Below are 18337 nucleotides of genomic sequence, written 5' to 3' on the forward strand. Positions count from 1 at the left end.
CTAGTGGTTCATCACAGTGGTTTTGACTCTTTGGCGGCAACTGGATAGGCGCGACCGAGTTTGGCGCGGGCTTTGTCGGTTGTGAACATCCATTTGATGCGGTCTCGCGCCTTGTTTCGCTGCCGTTGCCATGCTGCGATTTCTTTTCGAAGCCTTTTGGGATCGTCGATGCGACGGCCGAGACACTGGCGCTGCAGCACGCTGATCTCGCACTCGACCATATTGAGCCAGCTGGCGTGTTTCGGGGTGTAGTGGAACTCGAGGCGGCGCAGGATGCGACGGGCCTCGGCAGGCGCAAATGCCTGATATAGCGCGCCGGCCGTATGAATCGACAGATTGTCCTGCACCACACGGATGCAGGCGGCATTGGGATAGTGGACGTCGACGAGTTCGCGCATGCAGTGCGCGTAGTCGACCGCGGCGCGGTGGTCTGTAACCTTGACATTGCGCCAGCCGCGATGCGGATCGAAGGTGACGAAGAGATTGACGGTACCGTTGCGGCGATATTCGTAATCGTAGCGCTCGCGCTGTCCCGGTTGGGCAGGGATCGGCTGGCGTACCTCGCCGATCAGCTGGACTGGGGTCTCGTCGAAGCAAACCAGGGGCCGCTCGGGATCCGGCGCCTCGGCGTAGAGATCGAGCACATCCTCCATCCGGGCGACGTATTCGCCGTCGACATGAGGAATGCACCACATATCCCGGCGCCACGGCTTGAGGTCGTTGTCGGCCAGCCGGCGGCGCACGGTCTCGCCCGACAGGCTGGCGTGATCGGTGAGCTTGACCATCGCGTCGGCCAGCAATGTCAGCGTCCAGCGTTTGCGGCCGGCGGGCGGCTTGGCGCATGCCGTCGCCACCAGCAGGGCCTCTTCCTTGCCTGTCAGCTTGCGTTCCGCGCCCGGACGCGGCTCCTCACTCAAGGCCCGCTCCAGATTGCCTTCTACGAAACGGCGTTTGGTCCGGCCGACGGTGGAAAGGCTGACCCGGACGGTTCGGGCAATCTCCGCGTCGCAGCTGCCTGAATCGGCCGCCAGCACAATCTGAGCCCGTTTGAGTTTGCGGGCGGAATGCGTGCCGCCGCCGAGCATTGCCGTCAGTTCGTCCCGCTCGGCTTGGCTCAATTCGACCCGATAACGTACATTCATGCTTCGCCTCCTTGTCGGAGGCCGGGACGAATCCAGCTATGAGTCAAAAATCAGGCGCGCACTTCACCGAGAAGCAGGGACACTATCTCGCTTTCATCCATACCTACTCGTACATGTTCGGACAGCCGCCCGCCGAGGCCGACATCCAGCGGCATTTCCGCGTCAGCCCGCCGTCAGTCCACCAGATGATCCTCACCCTCGAACGCAACGGGTTCATTCGTCGCCAGCCCGGCGTCGCTCGAAGCATCGAGATCCTCTTGCCACCCGAAAAGTTGCCTATCCTCGGATGGCTCGGTATCAAAACGTCAAAATCACTGTGATGAACCACTAGCCAGGTTTCAAACAGCACAAAAAGCGTGAACGCCACCTGGATCGAGGCCAGGTTCCAGCCGTGCTTCTGGCTGATGGGAATTGTGAATAGCGTCCAGCCGTACTGGAGATTGGCGATCATCACCATGCAGATGATGCCGATGATCAATTGGCTCCAACGGGTAGCTTCGGAGGCCTGCTCCGCAGGCCGATCGGTACGTGACACAGCAGTCATCGGGGCACTCCTTCACCCCCCTGACCCCTCCGAGTCTTGCTCAGGTTCTGCAGGATCACCATTAGACGGAAGGATGAAGCGAGGCTACGCCCTACACCGGCGTGTAGATCACGGGCTCCAGCGCGGGATCGTCATTGGCATGAAAGCTCGTGTGCTCGAACTCGAGCAGACCCCTTGGTCGGATGGTTCATGGTCTTGCGACCCGACGCCGTGCTGCGGATCTCGTGCGCGTCCCACCATTTGACGAATTCCGGACTGCGCTGGCATAGCCGCGTCCGCAATTCCGTGAGGGCGATCAGTGCAAATGCCCGCTCGGCCGGAAGGCGACATCGCGGCGTTGGCATGATATCAAAGGGCCGCCAACTGAGGCGGCTTGGTCATGTCGTTCACTTCAAACGCGGTCTGGTTAGTCTGGTTGGTGGGCATACCAAGTCTTGGCTTGGCGAATGCCTACTTCATTTGGAAAATGCGCCGAAGCTTGGCACCGGGCTTGGCTCAGTTCAACGGCTATACCGATTGGCGGATTGAGGGGCGGCGCCCCTCCTTTTTGCGAGACCCGTCGGCTTACAGTGAGCGCGGCAAGAAATATCGACGCTGCGCTATCGTGGTCGAGTGTCTATTCCTGCCCTGGTTTTTCGGGGGATTGTTGATGCTGGCATTCCTTCATAGTCGATAATTTCTTCAAGGCCGACGTCCCAAAGTTCGGGGCCGCGTCCGTTCGTGGCCGGACGCGACTTTGCTCTGCGGGGCGGCGATGTTTCCTCCCGGCGCGAGAAGCTGACGCTTGGCCTTTGTGCTCTACGCCCTGGACCGGCGAGCAAATCACGAGCTTCAGCGCAGGATCTTCGTTGGCTTGGCTGCGAGCTCAACTCGGAAAGCATGCCCGGGCAGTCAGCGTCACCGGGGAGAGATTGAGAATTTGCGGAAACTGAAATGCATAACTCGCGCTGACCTGGTTGCCGCATGTTGGCGTGGAATAGGTGAATGTCGCCGCTGGAAGCGTGAGGCCGAACGCCTGCTGGGCAGCGTAATTCGTTATGGCACTGCCGCTTGGGCAGAGCGTGCTGTTGACGGTTGCGCAACGCGCCGCCATTTCAGTCCCATGCTGAATCCCGAGCTGCGTCCAAAACAGCAATCCGAATTCGATGATCCCGAAAATGAACAGGAAAAACACGGGAGCGGTCAGGGCAAATTCCAGCGCGGACGCGCCCCGATTGTCTTGCCATAACGCTGTGAGTTTCACTGCAGCCTCGCAGTGGACTGGGCGCTATAAGAGTACGTGGCCGCCACGATCTGGTAGTTGATGAGCGTATAGTACGTCGCTTGCGCCGAGACCGTCGCATATGTGCCGGCCTGCGCGCCACCGGTGCAAACCGCACCGCAACTGACAGCGCTAACTCCAGCATTCGTTGGGCATCCGCAAAACTGGACCGGCCCAGGTGAAGCGGTGATGGCAGTGGAATTCGTGGCGCTTGTTACGGCGTTGGAAATGCCACTCGCGTCAAAGCCGCGCGCAATTGCGTATTGCGCGCCCGCTTGTGCGGCATTTTCAACCTGCATCTTGCGATAGATTGCGAGCCCAATGTCGGTCACTGAAACGACCATCAGGGACAGCAACGGGATCATGATGCCGAATTCGACGGCCGCGACGCCACGTCTGTCGCTGACCGCAGCGCGCACGTGTCCCGTTAGAGAATCAATCAGTCGATCGCGGATCTTGGATGAAGACTGCTGAATCTGCATCGGGGCCAACCTCATTCGATGAGTTGCGCGGTTTGCGAGCCTATCGTCGCGGTGCCGAGCGCGGAACAATTAACCTGAAGGTTCGAGGTGCCGGTGAACGTCAGCGTATCCGCGATGATTTTGGTGCAGGATGTGCTCGTGCCGTTACCACCACTGAAGCTGAGATTGGCCTTTGGCAGGTAGATGGCACCGCCGAAGTTCTGGGTGCTACCACCCGTGAGATTAAAAGCGGTCCCGGCCGGCATATTCCGGTCGCCATACATGACGATGCCTTTCGTGGAGCCGGTGGTCGGCGCCGTCAAATTGATGGTCGCGTTGCTGCCGATTGAAGCGGTGCCCCAGTTGCTTCCCGACCCCGTAAAAACCAAGGTCACGCCGTTGCCCGTGATTGTGGCGTTTCCCGCGACGCTCAGGTTGGCGCCGTCCAGATAGTAGATACCCGGATCAAGGTTCAGAGTTGCGCCGGCATTGACCGTAACGCTACCCGCGTAGCAGCCGGGACTGAGGGAGTTTGTTTTTCCATTGGCGTTGATCGTGTACTTCTTGCTATCGCAGCTCGGCTCCGATGGGGGAGAGACGTTCGCATAGGGATCAGCGACCGGCTGTATGTGCGTTTTAACGCCATTGGTCGCCGTGATGCTGCTCGCGCCGGAGACGTCGCCGACGACGCCGACCTGGTTCGCAGAGACCGATGCACTGCCGGCAACGTTCAGCGATGGGCTCGCACTCGAGTTGCTGTAAAGATTGCACTTGATCAGGTTGAGCTGGTTGCTGCCGCTCACGTTGACTGCGGGACTCGCGCTCGCGTTGAGCGCAAGCACGCAGCCTGTCCCGGAATTGGGCAAGGCGACCGCGCGCGCGGTGATGAGTACAGGATCCGAGCCGAACAAGCCTGATAACAGCCGCTGTTGCGGTTGGCTCACGATGACTTCGATTGCTTGCGGATTCGAAGTATAATTGCCCGTTTTCGGCGGTTGGTTCACCGTGACCGTGACGTTGTTTGCCGCGTTCGCGTAACCGTAATTTGCCGTAACCGCATTGGCTTCGGACAAGAGGTCGGTGCCTGCACTTGCCGCTGTTGCAGCGCTCACAGCGCCCGAGTCAGCAGCGCTCTGCATATTCTTATGTTTGTAGTACCACCATCCCACTTCAGTGCCGAGCCCTGCTGTGCCGACCAGGACCGGCATCAGCAGCGCTGAAATAATGACATAGCTGCCCGACTGGTCTCGAACGAATTGTTGGAACAGGCTGGCGCTCTGTTCGTACAGACGAGCATTACCCCATGGTGCCTTGAATGAACGACTGCAGGGTCTCCGGCGCTCCATGTCCTCTCCTGGGGCGATTGCCACTTTTTCCCGGATGCTGATGCAGGCCGACTTAAACCCGCCCCAACGCGGGCGAGACAATTTTAGAGAAACTGTGCGAGAACTGATTGCCGCCCTTTTCGCTCGTCCGTCAGAAGCCGAGGCTTCGCTCTTGTGAGCCTGCGCTCCTACACCGGCGTATAGATCACGAGCTTCAGCGCGGGATCGTCATTGGCCTGAAAGCTCGTGTGCTCGAACTGGAGCAGGCCCCTGGTCGGATGGTTCATGGTCTTGCGGCCCGACGCCGTGCTGCGGATCTCGTGCGCCTCCCACCATTTGACGAATTCCGGACTGCCCTGGCGTAGCCGCGTCAGCAATTCGGTGAAGGCCGGATCACCGGCCCAGACGTCGTGGGTGGCGCGAAACATCGCGACCATGCTCTTGGCAACGTCAGCCCAGCCCGCGCCGTAAGTTTTTCGCGTCTGCTTGTTCGTCAGTACCAGGAGCAGCGTATTGCGATCCTGCTCCGGCAATTGCCCGAACGCGAAGATGTCCTCGGCGGCCGCGTTCCAGGCCAGCACGTCCCAGCGCCGCCCGGTGATGTAGGCCGGCTGCTTCAGGCTCTCGATCATCCGCCGAATGGGCGGTGGCACGATCTCGGGCGTAAACGGGCGCCTGTCGCCGTCGCGCGCCAGCGCCTTCAGATGTGCGTGCTCGGTCTTGCTGAGGCGCAGCGCACGGGCCAGCGCGTCGACCGTAGTGACTGAGGGGCTCACGGTGCGGCCCTGCTCGAGCCGGATGTACCAGTCGACACCGATGCCGGCGAGCTGTGCGACCTCCTCGCGGCGCAGGCCCGCGGTGCGTCGCCTCCGCCCTGCGGGAAGCCCGACCATCTTCGGCGACAGCTTCTCGCGGCGGGACCTGAGGAAATCGCCGAATTCGACGCGGCGTGGGTCGGCCATGGCTTGCTCGCTGCGATGGAGGGTCCAGAAAATACTAGGATAATACCAGGCCTTCCTGCGCCTTCAAGGCGGCCGCATATTCGCTTCACCCGAATATGAGGTGAAGCCCATGAAAGCTGCCGTGCTCAAATCCTTTGGATCGCCGCTCGCGATCGAGAACGTCCCCGACCCGGTGCCGGGCACCGGCGAGGTCATCGTCGACGTCGTCGCAACGCGCGTCTTGTCCTACGCGGGCGAGGTCTTCAGCGGGATGCGCGCCTACGCGCTCGACCTGCCCGTCATCCCCGGCCCCGGCGGCATCGGCCGGGTCCGCACGATCGGCCCGGACGCGACCAAGCTTGCTGTCGGCGACTGGGTGTTCTGCGATCCGACCGTGCGCTCCCGCGACGACGCGATGGCGCCCGACATCACGCTGCAGGGCTGGAGCGCGCGCGACGAAGGCGGGATGCGCCTGCAAAAGCATTTTCGCCACGGCTCCTTCGCCGAGCAGATGATGGTGCCGACGGAGAACGTGAAGCGGCTCGGCAAGATCACCTCCGACGAAGCCACGCAATGGTGCGCGCTGGGGACGCTGCTCGTGCCCTATGGCGGCTTCCTCGCTGCCGACCTGCGGCCGGGCGAGACCGTGCTGGTGAGCGGCGCCACCGGCAATTTCGGCAGCGCGGCCGTCGCCGTCGCGCTCGCGATGGGCGCGGCCTGCGTGGTGACGCCCGGCCGCAACGACAAGGTTCTCGCCGACCTCGTCCGCCGCTTCGGGATGCGGGTGCGGCCGGTCAAGCTGTCTGGCGACGAGAGCGATGATCGCGAGCAGATGAGGCGCGCGGCACGCGGGCCGATCGATTGCGTGTTCGACATCATGCCGCCCTCGGTCAGCACGAATGTGGTGCGCGCAGCGATCATGACGGTGCGCCCTTACGGACGCGTCGTGCTGATGGGCGGGGTCGGCATGGCGGGTGGCGCAGGCCTCGACCTGCCCTACCCCTGGATCATGCGCAACTGCGTCACGATCCACGGCGTCTGGATGTATCCGCCGGACGCAGCGACGCGCCTGATCGCCCTGGTGCGCGCGGGCCTGTTGCGGCTCGAGGACTACGAGGCGAAGGCGTTCGACCTCGACCATACCAACGAGGCGGTGGCCTATGCGGCGGCCAATGCCGGCCCGTTCAAGATGACGGTGCTCAGGCCGTAGTGCTCGCCCGGGTTGGCATAAGCCATCGCCCTGCCACTGCTGCGAGCATCGCAACGTGCCGGTGTTTTGCCCGACGTGTCAAATGGCAGGCGTCACCGGCAGCGGCCGGCTACTTTGCATGGGATTGTTTTCGCGTTTTTAGTCGAGCTCGACCACCTGGCCGTTCGACAGCGACACGCGCCGGTCCATGCGGCCGGCGAGCTCCATGTTGTGGGTCGCGATCAGCATCGAGACCCGGGTCGCCTTGACGAGCTGCATCAGGGCCTGGAACACGTGGTCTGCGGTGTGCGGATCCAGGTTGCCGGTCGGCTCGTCCGCCAGCAGCACGCGCGGTGCATTGGCGACCGCGCGCGCGATCGCGACTCGCTGCTGCTCGCCGCCGGACAGCTCCGCCGGTCGGTGCGTGATGCGGTCGCCGAGGCCGAGATAGGACAGGATCTCCTTGGCGCGCTTGATGCTCTCGGAGCGCTTTAGGCCGCGGATCATCTGCGGCAGCATCACGTTCTCCAGTGCTGTGAATTCGGGCAGGAGCCGGTGCGACTGGTAGACGAAGCCGATGTCGGTACGGCGAAGCTGGGTGCGCTCGATGTCGGGCAGCTGCGAGGTCGGCGCGCCCCCGACATAGACCTCGCCGGAATCGGGCGCCTCCAGAAGGCCCGCGATGTGCAGCAGCGTCGACTTGCCCGAGCCTGACGGTGCCACCAGCGCCACCGATTGCCCGGCCCACAGCGCCAGCTTGGCGCCGTCCAGAATGGTCAGCGGCGCCTCGCCCTGCAAGTACTGCCGCTTTATCTCGTGGAGATAAATGACCGGTACATCTTCAGCCCCCTGCTGCTCCATCAGCCCCTCACTCGTACCGGAGCGCTTCGACAGGGTCGAGGCGCGCGGCGCGCCAGGACGGATAGAGCGTCGCCAGGAACGACAGCGTCAGCGCCATGATGACCACCGCCGTGGTCTCGCCGATGTCGATCTCGGCGGGCAGCTTCGAGAGGAAGTAGAGCTCCGGCGAGAACAGCTCGGTGCTGGTCAACCAGGACAGGAACTGCCGGATCGACTCGATGTTGAGGCAGATCACGAGCCCGACGATGAAGCCGACCAGCGTGCCGACCACGCCGATCGAGGCGCCCGTGATCAGGAAGATCCGCATGATGGAGCCTTGCGAGGCGCCCATCGTGCGCAGGATCGCGATGTCACTGCCCTTGTCCTTCACCAGCATGATCAGGCCGGAGACGATGTTCAGCGCCGCGACCAGCACGATCATGGTCAGGATCAGGAACATCACGTTGCGCTCGACCTGGAGCGCGTTGAAGAAGGTCGAGTTGCGCTGCCGCCAGTCGACCAGGAACACCGGGCGGCCCGCGGCCTCCGTCACCGACTTGCGAAAGGCGTCGATCCGGTCGGGATTGGTGGTGAACACCTCGATCGAGGTGACGTCGTTGCTGCGGTTGAAATAGGCCTGCGCTTCCGCAAGCGGCATGAACACGAAGCCGAGATCGTATTCGGACATGCCGATCTCGAACACGGCGACGATCTTGTAGGGCTTGATGCGCGGCGTCGTGCCCATCGGCGTGACCGCCCCCTTCGGCGCAACCAGCGTGATGCTGTCGCCGGCATGGAGCGACAACTGGTCGGCAAGCCGCCGGCCGATCGCAACGCCCTGCCCCTCGTCAAAGCCCTCGATCGAGCCCTGCTTGATGTTCTTGGCAATCGAGGTGAGGTTGTTGAGGTCGTCGGCGCGGATGCCGCGGACCAGCACGCCAGAGGCATTCCAGGGCGAGGACGCCAGCGCCTGGCCGTCGACGACGGGGGCCGCGAGTCGGATGCCCTGCACCTGGCTGATGCGTTCGGCGACGTCCTTCCAGTCGGTCAGCGGCGATTCCAGCGGCTGGACCAGGATATGGCCGTTGAGGCCCAAAATCTTGTCGAGCAGCTCTTTGCGGAAGCCGTTCATCACGGCCATGACGATGATCAGCGTGGCGACGCCGAGCATGATGCCGAGGAAGGAGAACCCGGCGATGACCGAGATGAATCCTTCCTTGCGGCGCGCCCGCAGGTAACGCGCCGACAGCATCCACTCGAATGGCGCGAAAGGCGCGGTTTGCACGGTTTCGGTCATGGCCTCATCCATCGCTCGATAATCCCATGATTCGGGGTCAATTGTGGCCGGATTGGCAGCCTCGATATCGCGCGATGAACAATATTCAGCCGACCAGGCGAGCGACCGCGTCGGCCGGCGACATGGTCTCGCGGGCGCCGTCGCTACGGCGCTTGATCTCGACCTTGCCGTCGGCGAGCCCCTTCGGGCCTATCATGATCTGCCAGGGAATGCCGATCAGATCGGCAGCGGCGAATTTGGCGCCGGCGCGCTGGTCGGTGTCGTCATAGAGCACGTCGACGCCCTTGGCGCTGAGCTCGGCATAGAGCTTTTCGCAGGCCGCATCGACCGCGGCGTCGCCCTGCTTGAGGTTCAGCACCACGGCGCGGAACGGGGCCACCGCCTCCGGCCATTTGATGCCGGCATCGTCATGGCAGGCCTCGATGATGGCACCGAGCAGGCGGGAGACGCCGACGCCGTAGGAACCACCATGGATCGGCACGTCGACGCCGTCGGGACCCGCCACCAGCGCCTTCATCGGCTCGGAGTACTTCGTGCCGAAATAGAAGATCTGGCCGACCTCGATGCCGCGAGTGTTGAGCCGCTTGTCCTCGGGCACTTCCTTTTCGAAGCGCGCGGCGTCATGGACGTCCTCGGTGGCGGCGTAGACCGACGTCCATTGCTTGATGATCGGCGTCAGATCGCCGTCATAGTCGACGTCCTCGCCCGGCACGGGAAGATCCAGCACGTCGCGATTAATGAACACGCCGGATTCGCCGGTTTCGGCGAGCACGATGAACTCGTGGCTGAGATCGCCGCCGATCGGGCCGGTCTCGGCGCGCATCGGGATCGCCTTCAGCCCCATCCGCGCGAAGGTGCGCAAATAGGCGACGAACATCTTGTTGTAGGCGACGCGCGCGCCCGCTTCACTGAGATCGAAGGAATAGGCGTCCTTCATCAGGAATTCGCGACCGCGCATCACGCCGAAGCGCGGACGCTGCTCGTCGCGGAATTTCCATTGGATATGATAGAGATTGAGCGGGAGGTTCTTGTACGACTTCACATAGGCGCGGAAGATCTCGGTGATCATTTCCTCGTTGGTCGGCCCGTACAGGAGCTCGCGCTTGTGACGGTCGGCAATGCGCAGCATCTCCGGGCCATAGGCATCGTAGCGGCCGCTCTCGCGCCAGAGGTCGGCGAGCTGGAGCGTCGGCATCAACAGTTCCAGCGCGCCGGAACGGTCCTGCTCCTCGCGCACGATCTGCTCGATCTTCTTCAGCACCCGGAAGCCCAGCGGCAGCCAGGCATAGATGCCGGCCGCTTCCTGCCGGATCATGCCGGCGCGCAGCATCAGGCGATGCGAGACGATCTCCGCCTCTTTCGGATTTTCCTTCAGGATGGGCAGAAAGAACCGCGACAACCGCATGGAGACACTCGAAGAATCAGTGAGGGGTTGCAGTGAAACCGGATTGGGAGCGAAAACACAAGACCGGGAATGAGGAAAAGCTGCTAACGCAGGGAAATTCCTGTCATTTTTCCGTCGACTTCAGGTTCAGCTTGAACCGCCCTGTCCGGGACCTCACGGCGGCGCGACCTCGAGCTCGTCCTCGAGCGTGATCTTCTCGAAATCGGTCACGAGGGCGTCAATTCGCACATGCCAGCGGCCGGCGAAGGGCAGCTCGGACTTGCGCACATGCCAGTAGCCGTCCGGCCCCAGTTTGGCCTCGCGCTCCATCGGCTCGATGCCGCGCTCGGGCAGGCTCAGGGTCAGCGTCGCCTCCTTGGCCTTCAGCGGCGTCGCCTCGCCGGTCATGAGCTGGAGCACGAAATCGTTCGTGCCGGCCTTGCCAGGCGAAACCAGCACCTGGAACATCGCCTTGTCGCTGTGGATGTGGATCGCCAGCGGCGTCTCCGGAACAATGGTCCGCGGCGGCGGCGTGAAGCGCCAGCCGGCGACGACGGCGAAGATGCCAAGAGCAATTCCGCATTCGAGGAGGATTGAGTGCTTCAGCGCCGGTGCGGCCTTGTGATCGCGCGCGATTGCCGGTGTCAGACGGAAGCGATTGAGCGCGGCGAGCGCCAGCAACACGAGAACCAGCGCCAGTTTGATCGAGAGGATGAAACCGTATCGGGTCTCGACCAGCGCGGCCAGATTTTCGAGCTGGATAATCGCCAGCGCGAGGCCGGTCAGAGCCAGCACGGCGACCACTGGCACGGCGATCCGAGAGAAGCGGTTCAGGATTGGCAATGTTGCGGCCGTGGGGTTCGACGCCAGCGCGGCGAGCGGCGCGAGAGCGCCGATCCAGTAGGCGACGCCGAGGCCATGCAGGAACATGGCCGGCCGCGTCAACATCTCGGGCGGCGCGGTTGCCGCGTGCCCGGTCATGGCGAGCGACAGTCCAACGCCGACGAATGCGATCACCGATAGCCTACATGCATCCGCCGCCCGCTGGAGCGCAAACAGACTGATCAGCATGGCCGCGATGGCAACAAGCAATGCCGGCCCGGCGCTGGTCGCGAATGCAACCTTCCAGGGCGCCGACGTCAACAGCGCCGCAGCTGACAGGCCGAGGAGATCGGCGCCCACCAGGCCAAGCGAGGCCACCGCGCCCAGCACCCCAACGAAGAGCGCCGCACGCGGCACGGCCGTTCCGACGGTCGATCCGGCGATCGCGCGCGCAAAGAACACACCACCGACGCCGACGAAGAGCCCGAGGTAGAGACCGATCCGCGCCAGCCAGATCAGGATATTCAATCCGCCGTCCGCATTTGCGGGCGGCTTCGTTGCCGTAGGCACGCCGACCGAGAAGGTCACCGATCCCGCGACCGGGTGGCCATCCTGGGAAATGACGCGATAGCTGACCACCGCCGTGCCCTGTGGCAGGCCCGCCGGCATGGCGATCGAGATCGTCTCACCGGATGCGCTGACGCGGGTATCGTCGCGCGCCCTCCCCGCACCGTCGATGAGGCGGATCGTACCGGGCGTCACGGCCTCGTTGAAGCGCAGCTCCACCGCCTTCGGCGCGCTCGTCAATATGCTGCCGCTCGCCGGCTCGACCGAGATCAGCGCCGCGTGTGCCCGGGCGCCGGTCGCGAAACCGGCGACAAGGAGCAGCGTCGCGAGCGCGCCGAGAAAGCGCATCAGGGCTTTGGCAGGAGTTTTACGCCCGGTGCCGGCGACTTGCTCTCGGAATGCCCTGCTCCCTCCGTGGGGATCTCGATCCAGCGGCTGACGCCGGTCTCGCACTCCTGGACGACGGGAAAATACAAGGTCGTGTTCGGCTTGAGCGAGTCAGCGAGGACGGTATGCATGATGAACTCGTCATAGTTCTTGTCCGAGAGCCTGCCGCCGGACCACGCCACCTCCTTGACGCCCGAGGAGAGCTTGTTGCCGTGATAGTCGTACTCGCTGGCATATTTGCCCTCGACGACGTCGACGTTCCAGCCCGCCTTCGGCATCGGCTTCACCGCGATTACGCCTTCCGGGATCTGCACGCGGATCTTCACCGTGGGCGAGCCCGCGCAGCCATGCGGCACAGCGAATACGGCCTCGTACGATGCTCCGACCGTGGCCTGCTTCGTTTCCAGAGTGACATGCGCGGCCGCCGGCGATGCGACGAGCGCGGCGATCAGGATCAGGCAGGATCGCTTCGACATGTTCGGCCTCTTCCACAGGGTCACTTGATCAGGATCGGCGATTCCACGCTCACATGATCGGCCTCGGAGATCGAAATACCAAGACCCAGCATCCAGCGTCCGGGCGTCAACTGCGCCACCTTCACGCGCCAGCCCTCATCGCCGTCGCGCGAGGCCTCAACCGGCGCCAGCTTCTTGCCGGTCTGCATGTCCGCGAGCGTCACCGACACGGCTTTCGCAGTTAGCGGCGCCTCGTCGGTGGTCTCGAGCTGGATGGTGATCTCGACCGGACCCGCGCGGCCAGGCGAGACCGTGACATTGGCCATCGCCTTCTCGGTGTGCAGATGCGTGAAGAAGCTGTCGTCGTCCGTCGCCGCCGCAAGCGGCGTGGCGACAACGGCGAGTAGCGCGGCTGCTCCGAGCGCAAGGCCCTTGATGGTTTGGCGCAAGGTCATGGGAATCATGATCGGTTCCCTCACATCTTCATTCCCGAATGATCCGGCATTTTCTTCATTTCCATGTGTCCGGAGTGGCCTGCATCGCCGGGCGCCTGCGCGCCGACGCCCTGGACGTCGAGGGAGATCGCGACCTTGCCGGCCTTCTCGAACTCCAGCGTCACCGGAACCTTGTCGCCCTGCTTGAGCGGCCCCTTCAGCTCCTGAAGCATCAAATGAAAACCACCGGGTGCGAGCTTCACGGTCTTGCCGGGATCAATCGCAAGTCCCTTGTCGAGCGCGCGCATCTTCATCACGCCATTGTCCATCGCCATCTCATGGACGTCGGCCTTGCCCGCAATCTCAGTCGAGACGCTGACGAGCCTGTCCGGCGCCGTCCCCTTGTTCTCGATGGTGAGATAGCCGCCGGCGACCTTTGCGCCGCTCGGCGTCGCCCGGCTCCAGGCCTGCGAGATCACGAGGTCGCCGGCCTTGACGTCGTCGGCGCGTGCGGGGGCAGCGATGAGAGCGAGAGCGAACGTTGCGAGCAGCAGATTTTGTACGATAGCCTTCATGTCGGGTCTCCTTTTTTGCAGACTGAGCATCAGTGTGAGAAGCGTTGTTCGGCGGACCATTTCTCGAGATCGGCAATTTCGGCCGAACCTTCGATCGTCGTGATGGTCCCGTTCTGAGAGATCAGCATTGTCCGGGGAATGTCGCCCTGCCAGGCAGGATCGATCTCGAACCTCAATCGCTCGACAAAGCCGTCGCTGAATATGAAATTCTCGGTCGACGACAGCCCCGCCTTGTCGAGCATGGATTGCGCCGCTGCCGGCAGATTCGGCACGAGATCGGCACTGATCGTGATGACATCGATATCCGGGTGGTCTTTCGCAAACTGCCCGAGCAGTGGCAGCTCGACCTTGCAAGGCCCGCAAGTCACGCCCCAGAAATGCACGAGCGTTGGACGACCGGCGTGATCCCGGAGGACGCGTTGCCAGGTGCCGCGCTCGAAAGGTTTGAGAGCCGGCTGCGCTCCAAGAGCAGATCCCGACGCGAGCAGGATGCCCAGGCACAGAATGCCAGCAATTCGACGCTTCATGGCTGGTCCTCGATCGGCATGAGACGATAGCCATCCGCCTTCGTCATCCATGACAGATAGGACTGCCGGCCATTGGAGACGAGCAAGGGATGGTCGGATGTGTCAGTCGTGCTCGAAATGGTCTTGGGCGGCGACCACGTCGCGCCATCGTCACGGGAGATCATCATCTGGACCGTGGTCTTCTCGCCGTCGAACTCCTTCCAGACCATCACCGTTTCCGCTGCGCCCGCGAGCACAAAGGGCCGCGCCGGATTGCGATCTGGCCGTCCCACCGCCATGGGCGCAGAGAATGTCCGGCCCTCGTCGCGCGAGTGCGCGTAGAACAATCCCTTCCGCGCTTTCCCGTTCGTATACCAGGCGACGTGATAGGTCCCGTTTGGCGCAACCGTCAGGCTCGGCCCGTGATGCGGGCACGCATTGATCTGCCAATCGTCGTTGCTGACCCGATGGATTTCACCTGGGGTCGAGACGTCAGTGAACGTCATCACCGCGTGATCGCGTACGCCGCCCTCGAAGATATTCCTGAAGATCACGACGGGCCGCCCCGCCGCCGCGAAGGCCAGACCCAACCGGCAACATTCGCAGGTGTTGTCGTGCGCGAGACGGGCCTCCGCGTAGGTCGCTCCGCCATCACGTGACGACGCGAAGAAGAGCCCTGCCCCATCGTATTTCTGACCCGCCTGCTTCGCAGGGACACGATTCCGCTTGTCGAGCCAGGCGGCAAAGACCGTCCCATCCTGATCGAGCGCCAGCGCCTCAAAGCGTTGGCTCTCATTGTTTGCGGTGATCGGCCTCAATTCGGCAAAACTCTTCCCGCCGTCGGCCGAGCGCGTGTAAAGCACCTGACCGTTGAATGCTTCATCCCTGAATGTCGCGAACGCGAGCGCGATTCCGCCCTGACGATCGACCACGATTTTGGGCCGGGCGTCCGGCCCCCAATCAAGATTCAACCCCCTTGCTGTGACCTGGACAGGCGCTGAAAAAGTGTGTCCCGCATCATGCGAGTTTGCGACGGACACCTGCCCTCCCGCCATCCAGACCAGCCACAGCGTCCCGTCGTGACCGAACGCAGGCGTCGCCTTGGTCGCACAGCGTAACATGGGCTCTTCGCAGGCGGCTTCGGACGCATGCTGACCATGCATCTGTCCGTGCGCTGCGCCTTGCAAACATGCAAGAGCGAGTATCCCGAGCAAGCCACTTCGAACCATGGCCCTACTCCCTGCGAGAGCCCGCATCATCTGAATGCCACCTTCATACCCGCGACGAACGTGCGGGGCGAGCCCGCGTAGATCGATCCCGTTGTGTTTGCCAGCACGCTCGCGGGGTTTTGAACGCCGGCCGCTGTGACCGAGTTGGTGATGTTGTTCGCCGAGGCAACGTAGGTTCGATCGAACACGTTCCTGACTTCAAAAAACAGGTTCAAAGATCTGAAGTACTCGGAAAGCAGATCCGTCTTGTAGTGGACGTTCACGTTGACCAGCTCATAGCCCGGCGCCTTCAGCAGGTTTGCGTTGTCCATGTAGAAGGAGTCCTTCCACTGCACCTCCACAAAGGCTCCCAGGCCCGCCAGGGGCCCGGCAAACTCGTCGTAGCCGACCCGGGCCGTCAGCTCGTTGGGCGAGATACCCGGAATTTTGTTGCCGGCTCGATTGAAGCTGAAGACGGTCCCGTTGGTGAAGTTCTCGACGTATTCGGTATAGACCTCGTCGAGATAGGTATACGCCGCCAGGAGCCGCCAACCGGGATAGAACTTCCAGTCGGCCGCAAGCTCCACGCCCCGATGTTCCGATCGCGGCGCGTTGAACGCAAAGGTTACCCCGGCGATCGGAGTTGCCTGGTTGACGATCTCGTTGCGGAAGAACTCGTAGAAGCCGGTTGCGCTGAGCTTAAGCGTCCTGTTGGGCGTCCAATCGAAGCCGATGTCGTAGCCAAGATTTTTTTGAGTTTGGAGCTGGGTATTGTTGCCCGACAATCCCGTCGGGAGAACGAAGAGGTTCGAAACCTGAGGCGTACCATACCCGGTCGCAACCCGACCACGAAACAGCCATTCGTTGTTCAGATTGAAAAGCAGCGCCAGCTCCGGTGCGGTGTTCTGAAACTGGCGGTCCGCAGTCGTGATCGCCGTCGTCGTGATTCCAGTGGGACCAGCGTATGAATACGCCGTGTTTATTCCCTTCAGAACGGTGGTCTCCCACCCGATGCCCGCGACTGCCGTCAAGGACGAGGTGAGCTTGAGCTCCTCCCTCGCGCGAACGCCGTAATTGGTCGTTTCGCTGTAGAGATTGCTCGACAGCCGGCCGAGCGTGGCGTTACCCCCGGGCATCAAGTTTCGCGTGTCGCTCGACGCCGTCAGGGTGTTGTAGAAGGCGCCAAAGAACGCGGTCGACTCCAGTCCGAGGATTTCGCCACGCTTGGTCAGATCGCTCATGTAATTGTACGACGGAAAATCCCCGATGGCGCTGGTCGAGCCGGTCGGCTGATTGATGTTCCTGTCGTCGAAAACGAACTGGTTTCGCCAAGTCAACGTATTGTCGAAATCGTGCTCCCACCGGCCGCCAACGATGGTCCGGCGGTCGTTGCGGCCGAGCCCGGCCTGCACGGCCGTCTCCTTGTCGGTGCCGGCCGCCGTGTTGAATCCATTGTTGAACAAGGTCACCGTGCCGCATCCGGGCGCAGCCGTGGCACCGGTCGCGCAGCCCTGCTGCAAGGGGTTTTGATAATACTGGTTCAGCGACTGCCGGATCGGCAACCGCGTGCTGAGATCATTGTTGATGATCTTGACCGTGAAGCGATCGTCCGGCGTCGCCTTGAGCGTTCCGAGGAAATTGACAGTCTGCGTATTGAACCAGCTGTTGCCGATATAGCCATCACCCCGCACGTCGCTCGCAAACAGCGAGCCCTCGAAATTACCGACCTTCTTGCCGGCCGCCAGATAATTGTTGAGGTAACCATAGCTGCCGCCGTCGACTCCGTATTCGACGCCGTCGATCGTACCACCCGGCCGGGTTCGAAAGTTGAGCGCGCCGCCGGTCGCATAGTTGCCATAGAGGGCCGACGAGGGACCTCGGATCACGTCAATGGCGCTATAGGCACGAGGGTCGATCAGGTCGCTTCGCGACAGCCCGTCCGGCTGCGTCACCGGAAAGCCGTCCTCGAAAATCACGAGATTGCGGATGCCGAACCCGTTCCGGGCGTTGGATCCGCGAATCGAGATGCCGAAATCACGGGGGCCATTCCCCTGCTTGACCGAAACGCCCGGACTGTCCCGCAAGACATCGCTGACCGAAAACGCCGGTCGGTTGTCGAACTGCCAGCGATCGATGGTGGTTTCGGTCTGACCGGTCGGCGATTGATAGAGACTGGCTCGCGCTGCGCTGGCGGTCACGGTGTTGTTCTGGGTGGGGCCACTGCCGGTCGAATTCGCTGCGAGCGGCCTGGTCGAGGGGCTGGCCGAGGCAGAGCGCGGCCTCGATGGCCGGGTTGGAGGCTTGGGACGGGCCGCCTGCGGCGCCTCAACGGTGACCGGCGGCAGCGTCTGCTGCGCCTCCTGGGCATGGGCGTTGGAGCCGATCGAGGACAGCACGCCGCAAAGCACGGGCAAGCTCGCGCTGCTGATCGCACGAATACGTAACATCTTGAATTCCTGACGTCCGGCGCGTCGGCCGGTTCATTGAGCACGCCGTCGGCACGGCAGCGCCGGCCCAACGGTTCGGTGTGTCGTTAGGTCAAGAAACCTGCGGAGGTGCGCGCGCCTGGGCGCTGGAGCCGCGTGGAGGTGCGGCGACATGGTCCGCCGCGTCATGCCAAACCACGCTCTCGGCGTGGCGGAAAGGACTCGAGAACGTCGCTGGCAGCGGCGAATCGAGGGAGGCGTTGGCCTGTGCGAGGCAGCACAGCGCGCACGCACCGGAATGCGCAGTCGGCGCTCCCGTCTGATCATCGAGGCCGGCGCCCTGCTCGCCTGCGCTATGACAGATGACGGCGGTCTGGAGCGGATCGGCAACGGCCTGACCGGCCGCCCAGCACGCGGCAATCGGCGCCAGTACCTGCATCACCAAGGCGAGCAGGACGATGGGTAGGAATTTTTGCAGCCGCGCGCGCATCCGCCGAACCATTCGTTCGCTTACTAACTAGACACGATCCGTCACGGAGTCGAGATCGCTTCTTGCACCAGGTTGACGCAGAG

The 18337-nt window shown here is 62.9% G+C and carries 19 protein-coding genes and 1 pseudogene; 2 read left to right on the top strand and 18 right to left on the bottom strand.

Going from position 1 to position 18337, the window contains the following annotated elements:
• Positions 1 to 11 precede the first annotated feature (11 nt).
• Positions 12 to 1142, bottom strand: coding sequence for an IS630 family transposase (locus AXW67_RS31635; protein ID WP_063675747.1), 1131 nt, complete (start codon positions 1140 to 1142; stop codon positions 12 to 14).
• 38 nt (positions 1143 to 1180) lie between these two features.
• On the opposite strand from AXW67_RS31635, the gene AXW67_RS41095 reads away from it, so the two are divergent.
• On the top strand, positions 1181 to 1462 hold the full coding sequence (locus AXW67_RS41095) for a LexA family protein (RefSeq protein WP_063675745.1): 282 nt from the start codon (positions 1181 to 1183) through the stop codon (positions 1460 to 1462).
• Between the two features lie 5 nt (positions 1463 to 1467).
• Here AXW67_RS41095 and AXW67_RS44490 read toward each other — a convergent pair.
• From AXW67_RS44490 to AXW67_RS31660, 6 genes and pseudogenes are all read right to left on the bottom strand, one after another.
• Positions 1468 to 1686 (bottom strand): annotated as a pseudogene (locus AXW67_RS44490) (oxalate/formate MFS antiporter); the annotation flags it as partial.
• Positions 1687 to 1817: 131 nt separating this feature from the next.
• Positions 1818 to 2030 carry an MmyB family transcriptional regulator gene (locus AXW67_RS42330; protein ID WP_245315785.1) on the bottom strand — a complete coding sequence of 71 codons (213 nt, stop codon included), beginning with the start codon at positions 2028 to 2030 and terminating at the stop codon, positions 1818 to 1820.
• 521 nt (positions 2031 to 2551) lie between these two features.
• Positions 2552 to 2929 (bottom strand): TadE/TadG family type IV pilus assembly protein, encoded by a 378-nt coding sequence (locus tag AXW67_RS31645; RefSeq protein WP_245315786.1) that lies wholly within the window; start codon positions 2927 to 2929, stop codon positions 2552 to 2554.
• The gene (locus tag AXW67_RS31650) at positions 2926 to 3429 is read right to left on the bottom strand and encodes a TadE/TadG family type IV pilus assembly protein (RefSeq protein WP_245315787.1); all 504 of its coding nucleotides are present in this window, start codon (positions 3427 to 3429) and stop codon (positions 2926 to 2928) included. The genes AXW67_RS31645 and AXW67_RS31650 overlap by 4 nt, the downstream gene beginning before the upstream one ends.
• Positions 3430 to 3440: 11 nt before the next feature.
• Entirely contained in the window at positions 3441 to 4754 is a 1314-nt protein-coding gene (locus tag AXW67_RS31655) for a TadE/TadG family type IV pilus assembly protein (RefSeq protein WP_245315788.1), read from the bottom strand.
• A gap of 167 nt (positions 4755 to 4921) precedes the next feature.
• Positions 4922 to 5695, bottom strand: coding sequence for a helix-turn-helix transcriptional regulator (locus AXW67_RS31660; RefSeq protein ID WP_063681081.1), 774 nt, complete (start codon positions 5693 to 5695; stop codon positions 4922 to 4924).
• Between the two features lie 109 nt (positions 5696 to 5804).
• Here AXW67_RS31660 and AXW67_RS31665 point away from each other — a divergent pair, with 109 nt between their 5' ends.
• Positions 5805 to 6884, top strand: coding sequence for a zinc-binding dehydrogenase (locus AXW67_RS31665; RefSeq protein WP_063681082.1), 1080 nt, complete (start codon positions 5805 to 5807; stop codon positions 6882 to 6884).
• Between the two features lie 138 nt (positions 6885 to 7022).
• On the opposite strand, the gene AXW67_RS31670 is transcribed toward AXW67_RS31665, so the two are convergent.
• From AXW67_RS31670 to AXW67_RS31720, 11 genes are all read right to left on the bottom strand, one after another.
• Positions 7023 to 7724, bottom strand: coding sequence for an ABC transporter ATP-binding protein (locus tag AXW67_RS31670; protein WP_027550659.1), 702 nt, complete (start codon positions 7722 to 7724; stop codon positions 7023 to 7025).
• Positions 7725 to 7731: 7 nt separating this feature from the next.
• Positions 7732 to 9012 carry a lipoprotein-releasing ABC transporter permease subunit gene (locus AXW67_RS31675; protein WP_027550658.1) on the bottom strand — a complete coding sequence of 427 codons (1281 nt, stop codon included), beginning with the start codon at positions 9010 to 9012 and terminating at the stop codon, positions 7732 to 7734.
• Between the two features lie 73 nt (positions 9013 to 9085).
• On the bottom strand, positions 9086 to 10405 hold the full coding sequence (gene proS, locus AXW67_RS31680; protein WP_063681083.1) for a proline--tRNA ligase: 1320 nt from the start codon (positions 10403 to 10405) through the stop codon (positions 9086 to 9088).
• Between the two features lie 153 nt (positions 10406 to 10558).
• Complete coding sequence (locus AXW67_RS31685; RefSeq protein ID WP_063681084.1) at positions 10559 to 12121, bottom strand: copper resistance CopC/CopD family protein; 1563 nt, start codon at positions 12119 to 12121, stop codon at positions 10559 to 10561.
• Positions 12121 to 12636 carry a YcnI family copper-binding membrane protein gene (locus AXW67_RS31690; protein WP_063681085.1) on the bottom strand — a complete coding sequence of 172 codons (516 nt, stop codon included), beginning with the start codon at positions 12634 to 12636 and terminating at the stop codon, positions 12121 to 12123. The genes AXW67_RS31685 and AXW67_RS31690 overlap by 1 nt, the downstream gene beginning before the upstream one ends.
• A 20-nt stretch (positions 12637 to 12656) precedes the next feature.
• Complete coding sequence (locus AXW67_RS31695) at positions 12657 to 13079, bottom strand: hypothetical protein (RefSeq protein ID WP_035684112.1); 423 nt, start codon at positions 13077 to 13079, stop codon at positions 12657 to 12659.
• A gap of 11 nt (positions 13080 to 13090) precedes the next feature.
• Positions 13091 to 13624 (bottom strand): copper chaperone PCu(A)C, encoded by a 534-nt coding sequence (locus AXW67_RS31700; RefSeq protein ID WP_063681086.1) that lies wholly within the window; start codon positions 13622 to 13624, stop codon positions 13091 to 13093.
• A gap of 29 nt (positions 13625 to 13653) precedes the next feature.
• Positions 13654 to 14151 carry a TlpA family protein disulfide reductase gene (locus AXW67_RS31705; protein WP_063681087.1) on the bottom strand — a complete coding sequence of 166 codons (498 nt, stop codon included), beginning with the start codon at positions 14149 to 14151 and terminating at the stop codon, positions 13654 to 13656.
• Positions 14148 to 15359, bottom strand: coding sequence for a sialidase family protein (locus AXW67_RS31710; RefSeq protein WP_063681088.1), 1212 nt, complete (start codon positions 15357 to 15359; stop codon positions 14148 to 14150). The genes AXW67_RS31705 and AXW67_RS31710 overlap by 4 nt, the downstream gene beginning before the upstream one ends.
• Before the next feature lie 26 nt (positions 15360 to 15385).
• Complete coding sequence (locus AXW67_RS31715) at positions 15386 to 17785, bottom strand: TonB-dependent receptor domain-containing protein (RefSeq protein ID WP_063681089.1); 2400 nt, start codon at positions 17783 to 17785, stop codon at positions 15386 to 15388.
• A 91-nt stretch (positions 17786 to 17876) separates the two neighbouring features.
• The gene (locus AXW67_RS31720) at positions 17877 to 18254 is read right to left on the bottom strand and encodes a DUF2946 domain-containing protein (protein ID WP_201723742.1); all 378 of its coding nucleotides are present in this window, start codon (positions 18252 to 18254) and stop codon (positions 17877 to 17879) included.
• Positions 18255 to 18337 lie beyond the last annotated feature (83 nt).

It is taken from the genome of Bradyrhizobium neotropicale (genome assembly GCF_001641695.1).
In the GTDB taxonomy this organism is placed as follows: Bacteria; Pseudomonadota; Alphaproteobacteria; order Rhizobiales; family Xanthobacteraceae; genus Bradyrhizobium; species Bradyrhizobium neotropicale.